Below are 17470 nucleotides of genomic sequence, written 5' to 3' on the forward strand. Positions count from 1 at the left end.
TGCTTAACATTCATTTAATGTCGTAACATTATTGTAACAATAATCAAATAAATCCTTAACCCGAAGGTAACATCGCTTTTACAGCACGGGGTTTTCTTTGCGCCATCTAGATTTAATACATAAATGAAATATATCTTATTGATTTTCACGCTGTTTGTAGGATTGCAAGCAAGTGCACAGGAGACCACAGGAAGTATTGTGGGTAAATTGACCGACAAAGAATTGAACGATGAACCTTTGGCCTTTGCCAATGTCCTAATAAAAGGTACCACACAAGGTACGACTTCTGACTTTGATGGGCTTTATGAAATTTCTGGAATTGAACCAGGCATCTACACTATTGTTTTCAGCTACTTGGGTTATGAGACCATTGAAATTCCGAATGTAGAAGTCATTGCAGATAAGGTGACAAACATTGATGTTCCCATGAGTGCTTCAGCAGGTTTTGAACTAGATGAAGTGGTGGTAACAACTGTATCTAGAAAAGATTCTGAAGCCGCATTGCTTTTGGACCAAAAAAAGGCAGTTGAAATCAAAACATCTATTGGAGCGCAAGAATTATCAAAAAAAGCGGTTTCTAATGCTGCTGACGCAACTACCAAAGTTACAGGTGTCAACAAAAAAGAAGGATCAAGTAAGATTTATGTAAGAGGATTGGGAGACAGGTATAACAGCACCACGTTCAACTCCCTTCCGCTCCCTTCAAATGACCCAAGGGACAAAAACATTGACCTATCCCTGTTTAGTACTGACATTATTGAGAATGTTGGAATATCAAAGGCTTTCACCTCTAATGTCTCATCAGATGTTGCTGGTGCCAATGTAAACATTGTTAGTAAAGAAGTAAGCTCTGGCTCACTACTCAAAATTGGATTGTCTACTGGTGCCAACACGCAAACTACCTTTAAGGATTTTAAACAAATTAGTGGTGCAAATTGGATCGGTGTCAACACCAACACCGAGCATGATATCAACAATTTAGCCAATTACAATTTTGACAATAGCTTTTCCCCAGAAAATACTACTTCAAGTCCTAATATGGGTATTTCCATAAATTATGGGAAAAAGTTTTCACTTTCCGATGAAAGCTATATTGGTTTATTTTTAGTTGGTTCATTCGACAACAAGTACAATTACAGAGACGGTATTTCTGACAACATTATAGATGTTGATAATGTAGGCTCCACATTTAATACCAAAACATTCAACTATCAGGCTACAAAAATGGCCATGGGTAATTTGGTATATCAAATAAACAAGAACCACAAATTAAGCTTCAACCATTTGTCGGTTCATTCCAATAATCAAAACATACAGGACTTTTTTGGTAATACTGCGGACATTAGCGCCGAAGACGGTTTGAATGTCAACCTAATATTACAGACCGAAATACAGAACAGACTTTTTGTCAACCAACTTCACTCCGTTAACAAATTAGGTGAATCAATAGACCTTAATGCTTCTCTAGCATATAATACAATTTTTAACGATGAACCCGATCGAAGAAAGAACACTTTTGTACACAACAACGAAACCGGCAATATAAGAGTTGCGCAAAATGCGGTAAGAGATAACAGCAGGTTCTACGGAAACCTTTTTGAAAACGATTTGGGAGGTAATCTAAACGTGACCAAGTATTTTGGAGACCGTTTTGAGAATAAAGGAAATATCTCCCTAGGGTACAATGGTCGTAACACCGATAGAAAATTTGATGGTATTTACTTTGACCACAACTTTGCAAATCCGAGGGCGACCTCTGTAGACCTAAACAATGTGGATGCTTTGTTCAACCAGAACAATATAGACAACGGCATTTTTAGGGTAGAAACCTCTAGAGGCAGAAACAGTGAAGACCCAGAAACCTATTTACCACAGCTGTATGATGCGAAAAAAACATCACATGCAGCCTACGTTGATTTTGTGTATAAACTAAGCGACAAATTCACAGCCAATGTTGGTGCAAGGGCAGAAGACATTAAAATGAATGTTTCTTGGAACACTAACATTACACTTCCTGGGCTTTCAAGCGAAAGTGGCATTGATTTGGACAAGCAGTACATTTTACCTTCGTTAAACCTTAAGTATGAGCTAACGGAAAAGATAAACTTAAGAGCTTCAGGTAGTCTATCTTATACATATCCACAATTCAAAGAAATCGCGCCTTTTGTTTATGAAGGTATCAACTTTCAAGAATCGGGCAACCCCAATTTGACTCCTTCAGATAATTACAATGCAGAACTAAAGTTTGAATTGTTTCCTAAAGCCAGCGAAGTATTTGCTATTGGAGTTTTTGGAAAGTTGATAGAAAATTCCATCAACCGATTGGAAAGAAATTCTGCTGTAGAAAGGGATTTCACTTATGATAACTCTGGTGATGCCACTATATTCGGTATGGAGGTTGAGGCCAAATTTAATGTATTGGAGAGTTCGGATGATGACAATTCCATCAACAAAAATTTAAGTATTGGTGCCAATGCCACCTTAATGAAAACAAAGCTGGAATTCAACACAGCTAACACCCTATTCAATTATACTGGTGAAAATACCCAGTTAGAAGGCGCAGCTCCGTTCACGCTTAACGCAGACATTTCGTACAAATTTGGAAAAGAAGATAAAGAAACCATTGCTTCTTTGGTTTTTAACTACCAAAGTGACAAAGTGTATAGTATTGGAACCAATTTTAAAGAAAACATAATGGAAAAAGGAGTTCCAATCCTAGATTTTGTGTTCAGTCATAAGTTCAGCAAAACGCTTGCGGTAAAGTTTAACGCAAAAAACCTATTTGATCCAAGTTTTGACAGATACAGGGATATTCCCGAAAAACTTACCATGTCTTCTTATAAAAAAGGAATGACATTGTCCGCAGGATTATCCATCAACTTATAACAAAGAAGATTGGTTTACAATAATTTAATAATGCCCTGAATCCTTAATATAATACTAAAGTAACAAGTCAAAAAACCTTACAGTACAGTATTTAATTTACACCAAATTCAATTAAATCAATTATCTAAAATGAAAACAACAATTAAATCCATATTACTAGTGGCATCTGCAATGTTCATTGCATCATGCTCATCTGATGATGACAACAGGAATATAGATCCCGATGGATCTGGATCTGGATCTGATGATAAAATTGAACTCAAAGGTGAAATTAAGGAGGATACAAAACTTGAAGCTTCTAAAGAATACTCTTTGGCAGGTCCCGTGACCGTAAAAGATGGTGTTACCCTAACAATTGAACCAGGAACCATAATAGAGGCCGTTAGCGGTAGAACCGATGTGTTCTTAGCTGTTGAAAGAGGTGGAAAATTGATTGCCAAAGGAACTTCTGACAAGCCTATTAAATTCACTTCTGATGCTGCTTCTCCCGAGGCTGGTGATTGGGGTGGTATTGTTTTGGCAGGTAAAGCACCTTCAAACAAAGGTACAGATGTGGAGTCTGAAGTTGCAGGACTGTTATACGGCGGTACTGATGCTGCCGATAACTCTGGTGAGCTTTCCTACATCATAGCCGAGTACACCGGCGCCAAAATCAACAACGAACAAGAGTTCAACGGCATCTCTTTCTTTGGTGTTGGTAGCGGAACCAAAGTAGACAACATTGTTGTGAACAATGGTGCAGATGATGGTATTGAATTCTTTGGCGGAACAGTAGATGTAACCAACGTATTCTGTTCCAACATTGCCGATGATATGTTCGATTGGACTGGAGGATACAAAGGAAAAGTAACCAATGCATTTGGTGTACGGAACAATGGTTTTGATATGGCCACTGAAGACCCAAGAGGTATTGAAGGAGACAGCAACTCGAGTGATGCAACCGCAGAGCCAATATCAACTCCAACTTTAGAGAATGTCACCATTCTTAACTTAAACCAAACTGTTCCGTTAAAAGCCGGAGCAGAAATAAGAAGGGGAACCCAGGCCACCATCAAGAACATTCTTTTTGCAGCTTATAGAGATGCCTCTTTTGGGAACAGAATAGATACCAATGACGATAAAGGTGATGGTACATTGACCATTGAAAACGCTTACGCCCAAGGTAATGTTGGTGAAGACAAAATAGGTGGCGATATTACTGGAACCGTGGAAGAAATTGGAGATGGTTTGGTTATATCGGACAATAATGTTGTTGAAACCAAAGATGGGGTTGGCGCTGACCTTTCTGTTTTTGATTGGGCAAGCCCAAGTTTTGTAGTTACCCAAACAGACGGTAACGTCATCAATGAAGCAGAATTAAGTGGTGTTATTACAGAAGACAGTAAACTTATCGCCTCAGTAGAGTACTCACTTACCGGACCATTAACCGTAAAATCTGGTTCTAAACTGATTATTGAAGCTGGAACTGTCATAAAAGCTGTTAGTGGCAGAACCGATGTATTCTTGGCTGTTGAAAGAGGAGCAAAATTGATAGCGAATGGAACTGCTGACAAGCCTATTAAATTCACTTCTGATGCTGCCTCTCCTGAGGCTGGTGATTGGGGCGGTATTGTATTAGCTGGCAAAGCACCTTCCAATAAAGGCACAGATGTAGAATCCGAGGTTGCAGGTGTACTTTACGGTGGTACCGAAACAGACGATAGCTCAGGAGAGCTTTCATATATCATAGCCGAATACACTGGTGCGAAAATCAACAACGAACAAGAATTCAACGGAATCTCTTTCTTTGGTGTTGGTAGTGGAACCAAAGTGGAGAACATTGTTGTGAACAATGGTGCAGATGATGGTATTGAATTCTTTGGCGGCACAGTCAATGTTACCAATGTATTCTGCGCTAACATTGCTGATGATATGTTTGATTGGACCGGTGGTTACAAAGGTAAAGTAACCAATGCCTTCGGTGTACGTAATGACGGTTTTAATATGGCCACTGAAGACCCAAGAGGTATTGAAGGAGACAGTAACTCAAGTGACGCAGCAGCAGAGCCAATATCAACTCCAACTTTGGAGAACGTTACCATTCTTAACTTAAACCCAGATGTAGAGTTAAAAGCTGGTGCAGAAATAAGAAGAGGAACGCAAGCTACCATCAATAATATTCTTTTTGTGGCATACGGTACAGCATCTTTTGGAAATAGAATAGACACTGATGATGATAAGGGTGACGGTACATTGACCATTGAAGATGCCTATGCACAAGGTAGTGTAGGCGAGGACAAAATAGGTGGAGCCATAACTGGTTCTGTAACAGAAATTGCAGATGGGATAACCGTTCCTTCTGATAATAACGTGGAAACAAAAGATGGTATTGGCGCAGACCTTTCTGCTTTTGATTGGGCAAGTCCAAGTTTTGTGGTAACAAAACAATAAGACGCATACAGTACCTTAAAAAAAATAGCTCTCTTTTGAGCATGTCTTGAAAGAGGGCTTTTCTTTTTATCGAACTTAACATTTTGGTAAGAGTCAGATAATTTTTGTGTAAGCATTTACCTATAGCTTTATTGATGAATCATAAATCCATTACACATGAAAAAAATTATAATTTCAATTATCTTCTTATCTGGTTTTATTTCCATGGCCCAATCACATAAAAGCCATGTCTTTTATTCCATAATTCATAATCAAGGGACAATTACAGAGAATTTAGCTTCTCAAAACTGTGATCGTACCTTTACCTTTCAACAGTTAAGAGGTAGATTCTATGTGAACATTTCCATCGCAACCCCACTTCAGCCCAACAAATTTTATCAGCTAGACTTTGGACGAGGTTTAAACTATTACTATTTGACTTACTCGGGAACTAACGAGCATCCAGACGAAGATTATAGGGTTGACAGTCAGTCTGCCTCAATAGTACAGTATGACTGTGACTCAGATGGCGATGGGATCTCTGACAGCCAAGACAATTGTCCAAATCAAGCAGGTCCAGCCTCTAACAATGGATGTCCAGGCAACCCAGAACTATCAATAGACCTTAATGGATCTACCATATCCAGTGACTGTTCTAACTGTGACAATATTTTCAATTCAATTGGTTCTGATAGACATTATTTAGTTGACCCCACTGGAATCGCGAATATTGATGTTTTTGTAAAGAATACAGGTTCAGTATCATCTTCAGCTTCCACTGTTGGTTTTTATGTTTCCAATGACAATGTTCTTCAGGGCAATTCCGATTCGCGCATAAAGACAGTTAATGTTAGCTCTCTATCTCCAAATAGTGGAAAATATGCATCAACAAGTTTATTTGTCCCAGATTTTAACAGCGTAGGAGGAAATTTCTGGTTGTTGATTAAAGTGGATGACAGCAATGCAAACCAAGAATCCAACGAAAACAATAATGTATTCGCACTCCGTTTTGCAATTAACTAATAACTGTATTCATTTAAAATAAAACAAGATCATAAAACCATATACAATGAAAACAAAATCATTAATCCTCTTCCTGTCATTTAGCTTGACCATACTGTTCATTTCTTGTTCAGATGAAAATGACACAACACAAAACGAAACGAACTTCTATCCTGAAACTATAATAGGCACTGATGCTTTTCAAGTAAAATTCGGTCATCAAAACTTAGAAAACAACCTAGAGTTAGAAATATTGATTCCAGAAAACATAAATGGATTCTCCAAAAATGAACTCCTTATACTTTTTCCCTTTTATCAGTCCAATACTGTTGATTCAAAAGTATGGTCTTCTATACCAACACTTCAAATAGAAAGCGGTTATAAAATTATATATTCAAGACAAGATCATTCGAATCTTACGCTATTTGCTGAAAAATCTAATTCAAATCTTCCATATGAAAATCCAATTGAGCTTAAAAATTTAACCGTAATAGCTGTTAAAACTAGTTCATTAAAAGGTTTAACTAGAAATGATTTAGATATAAGAAATTACATGGAACTCATAAATCACTATAATCTTAAAGAATAACGTTGGTTTAGAAATGTTATCCAAGGCCCTGCTATGCAGGGCCTTTCTTTTACCGTTCATCGAAAAGTGTGGGTTTTTTCCCTCCCTAAACGCCTATTAACCATCTATTTAATTATATTTGTGGCATAACCTTTGCGACCAAATCTTTATGAAGCAACTTTACTTCGTCTTTTTCTTATTTATCTGTTCTTTGGCGTTTTCCCAAAATGCCCAAAAGAATGCAGATATAGACGGGTTTAAGTTGTATCCCAATCCGGTTACTTATGGAAAGGTCTATATTCAGACTAACTTAAATGCCCCAAAGAAGATTTTGATATTCGATGTGTTGGGAACCCCAGTGCTGCAAACTACTATTTTGGGCAAAGAACTCAATCTTTCCAGCTTGGACAAAGGTGTCTATATCCTTCGGGTATTCGAAAACAATAAAGTAGCCACTAGAAAGCTTATTGTCAAGTAATTGACCAATTTTTCAGGCTAAAAACCTTCACTTTTACACCTTTACCTACATAATTCCTTGTTTCACAACATTTTGTAGCCTACCCTGAACGGTTTTTCTACTTTTATATTGCTATACCCAAATCAGCATTTATGAAGAAAATCTACTTTCTAATCATTATGGCTTTACCTATTTTCTCATTCGGTCAAGAATTGGTCAGTGTTAATACTGAGCAGGTACAAGAGCTAAAGGGATTCAAAATGTATCCCAATCCCGCTTATGGGGATGAAGTATATGTAACCACCGCTTCCAATGGAACCAAAGAAATCAAAATCTATGATGTTTTTGGAGAAGTGGTACTTACAGATAGAATTACCACCAATACATTAAACATATCCAGATTGGTTCCTGGTGTTTATGTACTCCAGGTCACTGAAAAAGAAAAAACCATGACCAGAAAGCTGGTCGTCAAATAAAACTGCTTCAAAAAGGCCTTTCTCCGGAAAGGCCTTTTTATTTTTGGGTACTTTTATCCCCTCATGGACAGTAAGAGTATTCAAAAAATCTTCTCGATACACACTTCAACCGAATTTGAGTCAATGGCTCTTAAGGTTTTTGAGTTTCAATTTCAAAACAACACAGTCTATAAAACCTATTGCTCCCATCTTGGCAAATCTCCTTTAAACGTTAATAGTGTAGGAGAGATACCCTTTCTGCCCATCGAATTTTTTAAGAAATATAAAATCGTTTCTTCAAAAAAGAAACCAGAGGCCATATTCGAAAGTAGTGGAACCACCTCAAACAATACCAGTAAACACTATGTAGCAGATATTGCCCTATACCAAAAGAGTTTTCTGAACGGATTCAACACCTTTTATGGCCTAGTTGAAGATTACTGCATCTTGGCATTGCTACCCTCCTACTTGGAGCGTGAAGGTTCTTCGCTAGTCCATATGGTGCATGATTTAGTATCCAAGACAAAACATCTAAGTAGTGGCTTCTATCTCAATAATTTGGAAAATCTGCATGATAAACTCCTTCAACTTAAAGCAGAGCGAGCAAAGGTTTTGTTGATAGGTGTTTCATTTGCCCTTCTGGATCTTGCGGAACGATTTCCCATGAACCTGAATGACATTATTATCATGGAAACCGGTGGCATGAAAGGCCGCCGAAAAGAACTGATTCGTACCGAGCTGCACCATATTCTTAAGAACGCTTTTCAAGTTCCCGACATTCATTCAGAATATGGTATGACCGAATTGTTGTCCCAAGCCTATTCAAAAGGCAATGGATTATTTGAATGTCCTCCATGGATGAAAATAGTAACCCGAGATACTGAAGATCCACTTGCCACACAACCCCATGGAAAAACAGGAGGTATTAATGTAATTGATCTGGCCAATGTGTATTCATGTTCGTTTATCGCTACCCAAGATTTAGGAAAAACCTATACCAACGGAACTTTTGAAGTATTGGGCAGATTTGACCATTCTGATGTTAGGGGGTGTAATTTGATGGCACTTTAGTTTTTATTATAGAGCAAGGTCAGCTCATCATCGGCAATGTTAGGGTTATCTACATAGGTAAGTTCCAAATCATCTCCTCTTCTTTGGTAGGTATAGAGCTTTCCATTTATGTTGATCTTACCTCCATCGTTTATAAAAGTATATGTACCTGATTCGGTTACAAACCAAGAAGTGTCGTCCGAATTTTCTACAATCACCCGTTGCTCAGAACTGTCAAAAGTCAATTTATGGGCGCTAAAGTCAAAGTCCTCATCAAAACCACAGAAGCAAATTGCCCTTTCTAAAACCCATGTGCCATTTAAGGCTGCATCAACCACATAATCATCGCCAGAAAAACAGCTATTGAGTATACACAGCAGTACAAAAAGAATACTTGCTTTTTTCATTTTTAAAGTATTGATTCATTTTGTAGATAAAGAATCGCAATAAACGTTGCGCTGACTAGTCGACAACCAGAACAAAATAGTTTTTCTTACCTCTTTGAAGCAACACAAACTTGTCATTGATCAAATCAGCCTCGGTGATCTGGTAGTCCTCTTTTACCTTTTGCTTGTTTACCGAGATGGAATTCTGTTTCAATTCTCTTCTGGCTTCTCCGTTCGAACCTAAAAATCCTGTTTTTGCAGCCAAAGCCCCAATCATATCCAATCCATCGGTGATATCGGCCTTGGACACTTGGGCTTGGGGTACGCCTTCAAAAACATCAAGAAAAGTCTTCTCATCCAACTGTTTCAAATCGTCAGAAGTAGACTTTCCAAACAAAATATTACTTGCCGCAATGGCATTATCCAAATCCGCTTTGGAATGCACCATAATTGTAATTTCCTCTGCAAGCTTTTTCTGCAACACCCTTAAATGAGGTGCTTCCTTGTGCTCCGAAACTAATCCTTCAATTTCTTCTTGCGTCAGAAAAGTGAAAATCTTGATATACTTCTCAGCATCCTCATCAGAAGTATTCAACCAATACTGGTAAAATTTATATGGGGAGGTACGTTCCGCATCCAGCCAAACGTTTCCACCTTCGGTTTTCCCAAATTTTGTACCATCGGCCTTGGTAATCAACGGACAGGTCAAGGCAAAACCTTTCCCTCCGCCAATTCTTCTGATAAGTTCAGTTCCCGTGGTAATGTTGCCCCACTGATCACTACCTCCCATTTGAAGGGTACAATTGTGGTTTTGGTAGAGGTGCAAAAAGTCATACCCCTGCACCAACTGGTATGTAAATTCAGTGAACGACATACCTTCTTTGGCATCGGATGAAAGACGTTTTTTAACCGAATCCTTGGCCATCATATAATTGACCGTAATATGCTTTCCGACATCCCTGATAAAATCAAGGAAGGAAAAATTCTTCATCCAATCATAGTTGTTAACAAGAACAGCTGCATTGGGCTCGTCACTTTCAAAATCCAAAAAACGACTCAACTGTGCCTTTATGGCTTCTTGATTGTGTCGAAGCGTTTTTTCGTCCAAAAGATTTCTCTCGGCGGATTTCCCTGAAGGGTCACCAATCATTCCTGTAGCTCCTCCTACCAAAGCAAAAGGTTTATGGCCAGCCAATTGAAAATGCCTTAGCATCATCACACTAACCAAATGACCTATATGGAGTGAATCTGCTGTTGGGTCAATTCCCACATAAGCTGCTTGCATACCTTCCATAAGATGCTCCTCGGCACCGGGCATAACATCATGCACCATCCCCCTCCATTGCAATTCTTGAACAAAATTCTTCACCGTCAAAATCTTTTAGAATAGCTGCAAATATAAAATGAAAGTTCCCATATACCTGAATAAATCCAATCCAATTGGGTACTTTTACCTAATGATTTTGGTTACAGGAGGTACTGGACTTGTTGGCTCCCATTTATTGTATCAGTTGGCAAAAAGCGGGGAAAATATTAGAGCGAGCTATCGAAAGAAAGATTCGATAAACAAAGTCGAAGAGGTTTTTGGATACTATACTGATACACCTTCAACCCTGCTTCAAAGAATTACATGGGTCAAGGCTGATATTTCTGACATTAGTTCCCTTATCCCCCTTTTTGAGGGGATAGAATTGGTATACCACTGCGCCGCTTTGATTTCCTTTAGTCCAAAAGATTACACGGCATTGGTCCAAGCCAATGTAGAAGGTACGGCGAACATTGTCAATCTTAGTTTGGAACATCAAGTAAAGAAACTCTGTTATGTGAGTTCCATTGCGGCTATAGGCCCAAGTTCAAAAGGCAAGGTTACTACTGAGGAAAACGAATGGAAAGATACCAATGTTTCCGTTTACGGGCTAACCAAGCATGAAGCGGAATTAGAGGTTTGGCGAGGGTCTCAAGAAGGTCTACAAGTAGTTGTTGTAAACCCAGGGGTTATTTTAGGTCCTGGTTTTTGGCATACTGGAAGCGGTACATTTTTCAAGTATGCCTCTAAAGAGAAAAAAAGCTATTTTCCTGGCGGCACAGGGTTTGTTTCAATCCATGATGTGGTCGGGGCCATGGTGAAATTAATGAAATCCAACATTAGCCGTGAGCAATTTATTTTGGTCAATGAAAACCTTACCTATAAAGAACTCTTTCAAAAAATGGCCTCAGAGCTCCAGGTAAGTGCTCCTTCTAAACCTATTCCATTTTGGCTTCTTGAAATAGCCTGGAGAACTGACTGGCTAAAGAGTAATTTATTGGGTAAAAGAAGGAAATTAACCAAAAATATGGTGAAAGGTTTATATTATCAGGAAACCTACAGTAACAAGAAAATCAAAGATGCTATTGATTTCGAATTTGAAGACTTGGACAAGGCAATAAAATTCTGTTGCTCAATACTTACAAATCGGACACTGTCTTCTTAGTATTGTTTACCTCTTTTTTCTTTTCGCGTGCTTTTCGAGCACTGTCATTTCTTTTCTGTGTAATTTGCTCAAAATCACTGGACTTTTTTTCCAATATGGCCTCTACTTTTTCATAAATGGACTGGTATTCCAAAGGAATGGAAGCATAGTATAAATCACTTTGCACATATTGCACGCTATCGATACCATATTTTTCGTAAAGAAAATCCATGATTTTGATATTGTTCTGGTCCAACATCAATTGATTGGTGGATTTTATCGAATTTAATACTGCCAGATCATGTAAAATCTGTACCATTTTTTCTTTGGGAATTAGGTTTTCGGGTTTTTCCACAACTTTTTCATTGCAGGAAAACATAATCAATGCTAAAAATATTGGAATGATCCTTACCATATTTTATCGATCAAAAGTGAGTCGTTTTGCATTCTTTTTCGGTGAAAAATTACCTAACTCAAAGGCCAAGTGGCCATTTATAAAAGTACGCATGATCTCAGACCCAAAAGTAACGCCTTCAAACGGAGACCACCCACATTTATACAAAATATTAGCTTTTTTAACTTCGTTTTGGGTATTTCGATTGATCTGAACCAAATCAGCATAATATCCTTCTCGAATAAAGCCGCGCTTGTCCAAATCAAAAAGCTTGGCCGGATTATGGCACATTTTCTCAACGATTTTCTCCAAAGTGATTCTTCCTTCCTCCTGTTTTTGTAACATGGCCAGCAACGCATGTTGTACCAACGGCCCACCTGAAGGTGCTTTGGTGTAGGGGTTATTTTTTTCCTGAATGGTGTGCGGTGCATGATCTGTAGCTATAACGTCAATTCTGTCGTCCAGAAGTGCATCCCATAGCCTTTCTCTATCAGATTTGGTCTTAACTGCCGGATTCCATTTGATCAAGGTTCCCTTTTCGTCATAATCTTCGTCAGAAAACCAAAGATGGTGAATACATACCTCTGCGGTAATCTTTTTTTCCTCCAAAGGAATCTTATTGGTAAACAAATCGGTTTCAATACCGGTTGAAAGATGAAAAACATGAAGTCTTGCACCAGTCTTCTTCGCCAATGCGATAGCTTTTGATGAGGAAAGATAACAGGCCTCCTCGCTTCTTATAATAGGATGCGTGCCTATTGGAATATCATCACCATACATTTCCTTGTATTTGGCCATATTTGCCCGGATGGTGTTCTCATCTTCACAGTGAGTGGAAATGACCATTTCGGTGTTTTTGAATATTTTTTCAAGAACCGCTTCGTTATCAACGAGCATATTCCCTGTGGAAGACCCTAAGAACAGCTTTACTCCTGAACACGACTTTTTATTAAGTTTTTTTAGTTCTTCCAAATTATCATTGGTTCCACCGAACAAAAAAGAATAATTGGCAAAAGAATCTTTAGCAGCTATTGCGAACTTTTCTTCGAGTTTCTCTATTGTGGTTGTCTGCGGAATGGTATTGGGCTGTTCCATGAAGGAAGTAATACCCCCAGCAATAGCTGCCCTACTTTCCGAGGCAATGTCTCCTTTATGGGTGAGTCCCGGCTCCCTAAAATGAACTTGGTCATCAATTATTCCCGGAAAGAGCAAGTCTCCTTCCAAATCAAAGGTTTTGGCATTGGCATCCGAAATATCTGGATCTAACCGAACGATATAATCGTCTTGCAACAACACATCTGTTTCAAAAACTCTGTTTTCATTAACAACAGTGGCATTTTTTAGAAGGGTTTTGGACATTATCAAAAATTCTTTTTAAAAAATATGCTTCTAAATTTCATTGCTATTACACCAAAAATGGCCTCACGGATAATAGCAGAATTCATTTTGGACTTTCCATTGACCCTATCGGTAAAAATTATGGATACCTCCTGAATTTTAAAACCCTTAAGGTAGGCTCGATATTTCATTTCAATTTGAAAAGCGTATCCGATAAAACGCACAGCATCCAAATTGATTCCTTCCAAAACCTTTCTATGGTAGCAAATAAATCCAGCTGTAGGGTCATGGACCCGCATTCCGGTAATTATTTTCACATAAAATGAAGCTCCATAGGACAACAAGATTCTAAAAAGTGGCCAGTTCACCACATTTACTCCTTTTTTATATCGAGAACCTATAGCAACATCTGCTCCATCGAGGCAAGCACGATGCAATCGGGATAAATCTGCTGGTCGATGCGAAAAATCGGCATCCATTTCAAAAATGTACTCATAATCCCGCTCCAAAGCCCATTTGAAGCCATGGATATAGGCAGTGCCTAATCCAGATTTTTCCTTTCGTACCTCCAAAAAAAGACGCTTTGGAAACTGCTCCTGTAATTTTTGTACGTTTAGAGCTGTGCCATCAGGAGAATTATCATCCACCACCAAAACATGAAAGTCTTTTTTTAAATCAAAAACCGTTTTCACAATGGCTTCAATGTTCTCAATTTCATTGAAAGTGGGTATGATTACCAGACCGTCTGCCATTCGTTTTGGATTAGAAGCGCTAAAATACGGTTTTCTGTGTTGCCCACAGGTCTTGATCTATGCTTTAATTGCTGTGCTGTAATTCAATATTTGTAACTTTGAACCTTCTAAAATCCCATTTGATGACCCAAAAGTTTCCTAGACTTTTCCTTATTCTTCTGGCTGTCCTTTTTATTCTCAATCTTTTGCAAAGCTATTTTACCGAACTTATCTATGATGAGGCATATTATTGGTACTATGCACAAAACCTTGATTGGGGATATTTTGACCACCCACCTATGGTGGCTTTCCTCATTAAATTGAGCAGCTTGTTCTTTGAAGGTGAGCTCGGGGTGCGTTTTATGAGCTGTGTACTTTCTGTTGGAACATATTGTTTTTTATGGTTGCTTATTGACCATCCAAAAAAGAACGATTATGTCATCCATTTTTTCTTGTTGTTGTTTTCGATGACCTTAATGAACGCGTATGGATTTTTGACACTACCAGATACCCCTTTGCTGTTTTTCACAGCTCTATTCCTATATCTATATAAACGTTTTCTAGAAACCCCAACGATTTGGATTTCCTTTTTCTTAGGGCTTGTTATGGCTGCTTTGATGTACAGTAAATATCATGCGGTTTTGGTAATATTTTTTGTTTTTCTTTCAAATATCCAATTAGTTCGAAATGGTAGAGCCTGGCTTGCCGTTTTGGTTGCGTTGCTTTTTTATACTCCACATTTTATGTGGTTGTACGAGCACGATTTTGTTTCAATCAAATACCACTTGTTCGAAAGACCCAATCAAGCATATTCTTTTGAAAAATTCACTCTTGGGTACCTTGTAAATCTTGTGGCCATTTTTGGACTTCTTTTCTATTGGGTTTATTTGTCCCTAATAAAAACAAAAGGAACCGACAAGTTTACTAAAGCCCTTAAATACCTAACATACGGAGTTCTTATTTTCTTTTTTATATCCAGTTTTAATCGTAGGGTGCAAACTCAATGGATTATCGTGGTTTCCATATCTATGGCAGTTCTTGCCTTCAACCACTTATTGAAAAATGCCCAAAGTAGAAAATGGATGTACCGTATGGGTCTTATAAGTTTGATAATTCTTTTATACGCCAGAGTGTGGTTGATCTATCAACCTCTGGTTCCTTTATTGTTTGAAACCCATGGTAACAAAGAGTGGGTTCAATCATTGAAATCCAAAGCGAAAGGTGCACCTGTAATTTTTGAGAATTCATACCGAAGATCCCCCATGTATGAATTTTATTCAGGGGAATCTTCTTTTTCTCTCAATAATTATATGTATAGAAAGAACCAATATTCGATTGACGGTTCGGAGGAACGGGTAAGGGGTGAAAAAATTCTATATTCATCAAAGTATAGGAAAGAGGGTGACTTTTCATACAAACATCCAGACAGCACGGTCTTTTATGGTATTTTTATGGATGATTTTCAATCCTACCGAAGACTGCAGTGCATTGTAGATAAAGTGGTTGGTTCAAATCAATATTCCCTAAAGGTATATAATCCATACCCCTTTGAAATACCTTTGAACCGATTAAGATATACAATAGCGTATTCAAATAAGTATAAACAAGTAAAACAATTGATGCCGTTGACTGTGGAAGAGACCAAGAAAAATCCACCAAGTCTTAAGCCAAAGGACACAGCCTTTTATAAATTTAAGCTTCCAAAATCTAAACTAGAAAACCCTGGGTATTTTCGAATTGGTATTTCTGAAAACGGACTGCTCTCCGGCCTTAACGGCATCCCAATTAAAATGACCAAATGAATCCAATATACAAGGCTGTGCACTCGATTGACTGGATAACCCTAGTACTTTTTGCAAGTCTAGTCGTTTTGGCCGTGGGAAAATATTTGTTTCAAAGTAGATTCATGAACTTTATGATTCTACCTTTTAACAACAAATATGTGGTGCTTCATAGTAAAAAAGGAGCACTGTTCAATTGGTTCCATATCTTATTAACCATCTTCCAGTTGCTAAATTTTTCATTGTTCTTGTTTTTGGTTTTCACCTCCTTTCTTGTTGTTGAAAATCAGAATCTTTCAACCCTTTTTTTTATGATATTGGGAGGAATCGTAGCATTTCAGTTGGTCAAGCTGCTGCTTCAACTCACGAAGGCCTACATTTTTGACACGCAAGGTTTGATAACGGAAGTTTTGTTCAACAAAACTACATACCTGAACTACAGTAGCCTGATTATGTTTGTGGCAAACGTTGTACTCATATACATTGCAAATGACTCTAAAATTGTGTTTTATACGGCGTTTGTCTTAATTGTTTCGATTAATGCCATAGGATTCATAAAGCTATTGAAGAACTATCAAAAAGTGCTCACTCCGTATTTGTTCTATTTTATTTTGTACCTTTGCACACTCGAAATTGCACCCCTAGTGATAGTTGGAACCTATCTTAAAGATTGAAAGTTTATGAAAGTAAAGACAATTTTGGTTTCCCAACCTGAACCTAAAATCGAAAATTCCCCTTATTCAAGATTAATTGAGAAAGAGAAGGTAAAAGTAGACTTTAGACCTTTCATCCATGTTGAAGGAGTTCAAGCCAAAAGTGTAAGACAGCAAAAAATTGATCTTAACAATTTTACGGCCATAATTCTTACCAGTAGAAATTCTGTTGATCATTTTTTTAGGATTGCTGAAGAAATGCGCTTCAAGGTTCCTGATACCATGAAATATTTTTGTCAGTCCGAAGCGGTTGCCTTCTATCTCCAAAAGTATGTGGTTTATCGTAAGCGTAAAATTTATGTGGGCAAACGCACCTTCAACGAACTAGTTCCTTTGATCAAAAAGTACAAGGATGAAAAATTCCTTTTACCATCATCGGATACATTAAAGGCCATTGTTCCCCAAGCATTGGACGAGCTTCAGGTTGACTGGAAACGTGGTATATTCTACAAAACCGTAATCAGCGACCTTTCCGACCTAAGGAACGTTTATTATGATGTTTTGGTGTTCTTTAGCCCATCGGGCATTGAATCACTTTTAAAGAATTTCCCAGACTTTGAACAGAACAACACGCGCATAGCAGTATTTGGCAACAGTACCGTTAAAGCGGCTACAGCGGCTGGACTTCGAATTGACATTCAGGCACCAACTCCTGAAACGCCGTCAATGACGATGGCGCTGCAGAAGTACATTACTAGTGTGAATAAATAGTATTTACTTATATGTACTAGCCACTACTTAACCTGACAGTTGTGGTTAATCTGACACTTGAAAAGAACCTTTAAGCTCATTGTATTCGATGAGCTTTTCTTTTGCTAAAAGTATGGAATCCTCAAAAGTCTGCAAAGGG

The 17470-nt window shown here is 38.1% G+C and carries 16 protein-coding genes; 11 read left to right on the plus strand and 5 right to left on the minus strand.

From position 1 onward, the window contains the following. The first annotated feature begins 123 nt into the window (after positions 1 to 123). From E4661_RS06490 to E4661_RS06520, 7 genes are all read left to right on the plus strand, one after another. Positions 124 to 2886, plus strand: coding sequence for a TonB-dependent receptor (locus E4661_RS06490; RefSeq protein WP_136466012.1), 2763 nt, complete (start codon positions 124 to 126; stop codon positions 2884 to 2886). Between the two features lie 129 nt (positions 2887 to 3015). After that, positions 3016 to 5316, plus strand: coding sequence for a hypothetical protein (locus E4661_RS06495; protein WP_136466013.1), 2301 nt, complete (start codon positions 3016 to 3018; stop codon positions 5314 to 5316). 156 nt (positions 5317 to 5472) lie between these two features. After that, positions 5473 to 6318, plus strand: a complete 846-nt coding sequence (locus E4661_RS06500) for a CARDB domain-containing protein (RefSeq protein ID WP_136466014.1) — start codon at positions 5473 to 5475, stop codon at positions 6316 to 6318. A gap of 46 nt (positions 6319 to 6364) precedes the next feature. Further along, positions 6365 to 6886, plus strand: a complete 522-nt coding sequence (locus E4661_RS06505; RefSeq protein ID WP_136466015.1) for a hypothetical protein — start codon at positions 6365 to 6367, stop codon at positions 6884 to 6886. A gap of 148 nt (positions 6887 to 7034) precedes the next feature. Continuing rightward, positions 7035 to 7343, plus strand: a complete 309-nt coding sequence (locus E4661_RS06510; protein ID WP_136466016.1) for a T9SS type A sorting domain-containing protein — start codon at positions 7035 to 7037, stop codon at positions 7341 to 7343. 131 nt (positions 7344 to 7474) lie between these two features. Beyond that, positions 7475 to 7798, plus strand: coding sequence for a T9SS type A sorting domain-containing protein (locus E4661_RS06515; RefSeq protein ID WP_136466017.1), 324 nt, complete (start codon positions 7475 to 7477; stop codon positions 7796 to 7798). Positions 7799 to 7921: 123 nt separating this feature from the next. Then, positions 7922 to 8848 (plus strand): long-chain-fatty-acid--protein ligase, encoded by a 927-nt coding sequence (locus tag E4661_RS06520; RefSeq protein ID WP_240751422.1) that lies wholly within the window; start codon positions 7922 to 7924, stop codon positions 8846 to 8848. Here E4661_RS06520 and E4661_RS06525 read toward each other — a convergent pair. After that, entirely contained in the window at positions 8845 to 9234 is a 390-nt protein-coding gene (locus tag E4661_RS06525; RefSeq protein WP_136466019.1) for a hypothetical protein, read from the minus strand. The genes E4661_RS06520 and E4661_RS06525 overlap by 4 nt on opposite strands. 55 nt (positions 9235 to 9289) lie before the next feature. Further along, a complete protein-coding gene (gene tyrS, locus E4661_RS06530; protein WP_262709913.1) occupies positions 9290 to 10582 on the minus strand; it encodes a tyrosine--tRNA ligase in 1293 nt (430 codons plus the stop codon). A 34-nt stretch (positions 10583 to 10616) separates the two neighbouring features. On the opposite strand from tyrS, the gene E4661_RS06535 reads away from it, so the two are divergent. Beyond that, the gene (locus E4661_RS06535) at positions 10617 to 11684 is read left to right on the plus strand and encodes an NAD-dependent epimerase/dehydratase family protein (RefSeq protein WP_240751423.1); all 1068 of its coding nucleotides are present in this window, start codon (positions 10617 to 10619) and stop codon (positions 11682 to 11684) included. Here E4661_RS06535 and E4661_RS06540 read toward each other — a convergent pair. Genes E4661_RS06540 through E4661_RS06550 form a run of 3 tightly spaced genes read right to left on the minus strand, consistent with a single transcriptional unit; the run spans position 11659 to position 14147 of the window. Further along, complete coding sequence (locus E4661_RS06540; protein ID WP_136466020.1) at positions 11659 to 12078, minus strand: DUF4296 domain-containing protein; 420 nt, start codon at positions 12076 to 12078, stop codon at positions 11659 to 11661. The genes E4661_RS06535 and E4661_RS06540 overlap by 26 nt on opposite strands. A gap of 3 nt (positions 12079 to 12081) precedes the next feature. Then, a complete protein-coding gene (locus E4661_RS06545) occupies positions 12082 to 13416 on the minus strand; it encodes a dihydroorotase (RefSeq protein ID WP_136466021.1) in 1335 nt (444 codons plus the stop codon). A 2-nt stretch (positions 13417 to 13418) separates the two neighbouring features. Beyond that, positions 13419 to 14147: a polyprenol monophosphomannose synthase gene (locus tag E4661_RS06550; protein ID WP_136466022.1), complete on the minus strand. Its 729-nt coding sequence runs from the start codon at positions 14145 to 14147 to the stop codon at positions 13419 to 13421. Between the two features lie 122 nt (positions 14148 to 14269). On the opposite strand from E4661_RS06550, the gene E4661_RS06555 reads away from it, so the two are divergent. Genes E4661_RS06555 through E4661_RS06565 form a run of 3 tightly spaced genes read left to right on the plus strand, consistent with a single transcriptional unit; the run spans position 14270 to position 17331 of the window. Continuing rightward, a complete protein-coding gene (locus tag E4661_RS06555) occupies positions 14270 to 15928 on the plus strand; it encodes an ArnT family glycosyltransferase (protein ID WP_136466023.1) in 1659 nt (552 codons plus the stop codon). After that, entirely contained in the window at positions 15925 to 16581 is a 657-nt protein-coding gene (locus E4661_RS06560) for a DUF4271 domain-containing protein (protein ID WP_136466024.1), read from the plus strand. Before E4661_RS06555 ends, E4661_RS06560 begins: the two co-directional genes overlap by 4 nt. A gap of 6 nt (positions 16582 to 16587) precedes the next feature. After that, positions 16588 to 17331: a uroporphyrinogen-III synthase gene (locus E4661_RS06565; RefSeq protein ID WP_136466025.1), complete on the plus strand. Its 744-nt coding sequence runs from the start codon at positions 16588 to 16590 to the stop codon at positions 17329 to 17331. Positions 17332 to 17470 lie beyond the last annotated feature (139 nt).

The sequence above is a fragment of the Flagellimonas onchidii genome, from assembly GCF_004804315.1.
GTDB classification, from domain to species: Bacteria; Bacteroidota; Bacteroidia; order Flavobacteriales; family Flavobacteriaceae; genus Flagellimonas; species Flagellimonas onchidii.

Bases quoted from the DNA above. Each gene is read 5' to 3' on its own strand.
- E4661_RS06545 (WP_136466021.1), bottom strand. From the start codon at position 13,416: ATGTCCAAAACCCTTCTAAAAAATGCCACTGTTGTTAATGAAAACAGA.
- E4661_RS06550 (WP_136466022.1), bottom strand. From the start codon at position 14,147: ATGGCAGACGGTCTGGTAATCATACCCACTTTCAATGAAATTGAGAAC.
- E4661_RS06560 (WP_136466024.1), top strand. From the start codon at position 15,925: ATGAATCCAATATACAAGGCTGTGCACTCGATTGACTGGATAACCCTA.
- E4661_RS06490 (WP_136466012.1), top strand. From the start codon at position 124: ATGAAATATATCTTATTGATTTTCACGCTGTTTGTAGGATTGCAAGCA.
- E4661_RS06535 (WP_240751423.1), top strand. From the start codon at position 10,617: ATGAAAGTTCCCATATACCTGAATAAATCCAATCCAATTGGGTACTTT.
- E4661_RS06495 (WP_136466013.1), top strand. From the start codon at position 3,016: ATGAAAACAACAATTAAATCCATATTACTAGTGGCATCTGCAATGTTC.
- E4661_RS06500 (WP_136466014.1), top strand. From the start codon at position 5,473: ATGAAAAAAATTATAATTTCAATTATCTTCTTATCTGGTTTTATTTCC.
- E4661_RS06565 (WP_136466025.1), top strand. From the start codon at position 16,588: ATGAAAGTAAAGACAATTTTGGTTTCCCAACCTGAACCTAAAATCGAA.
- E4661_RS06510 (WP_136466016.1), top strand. From the start codon at position 7,035: ATGAAGCAACTTTACTTCGTCTTTTTCTTATTTATCTGTTCTTTGGCG.
- E4661_RS06525 (WP_136466019.1), bottom strand. From the start codon at position 9,234: ATGAAAAAAGCAAGTATTCTTTTTGTACTGCTGTGTATACTCAATAGC.
- E4661_RS06515 (WP_136466017.1), top strand. From the start codon at position 7,475: ATGAAGAAAATCTACTTTCTAATCATTATGGCTTTACCTATTTTCTCA.
- E4661_RS06520 (WP_240751422.1), top strand. From the start codon at position 7,922: ATGGCTCTTAAGGTTTTTGAGTTTCAATTTCAAAACAACACAGTCTAT.
- E4661_RS06555 (WP_136466023.1), top strand. From the start codon at position 14,270: ATGACCCAAAAGTTTCCTAGACTTTTCCTTATTCTTCTGGCTGTCCTT.
- E4661_RS06505 (WP_136466015.1), top strand. From the start codon at position 6,365: ATGAAAACAAAATCATTAATCCTCTTCCTGTCATTTAGCTTGACCATA.
- E4661_RS06540 (WP_136466020.1), bottom strand. From the start codon at position 12,078: ATGGTAAGGATCATTCCAATATTTTTAGCATTGATTATGTTTTCCTGC.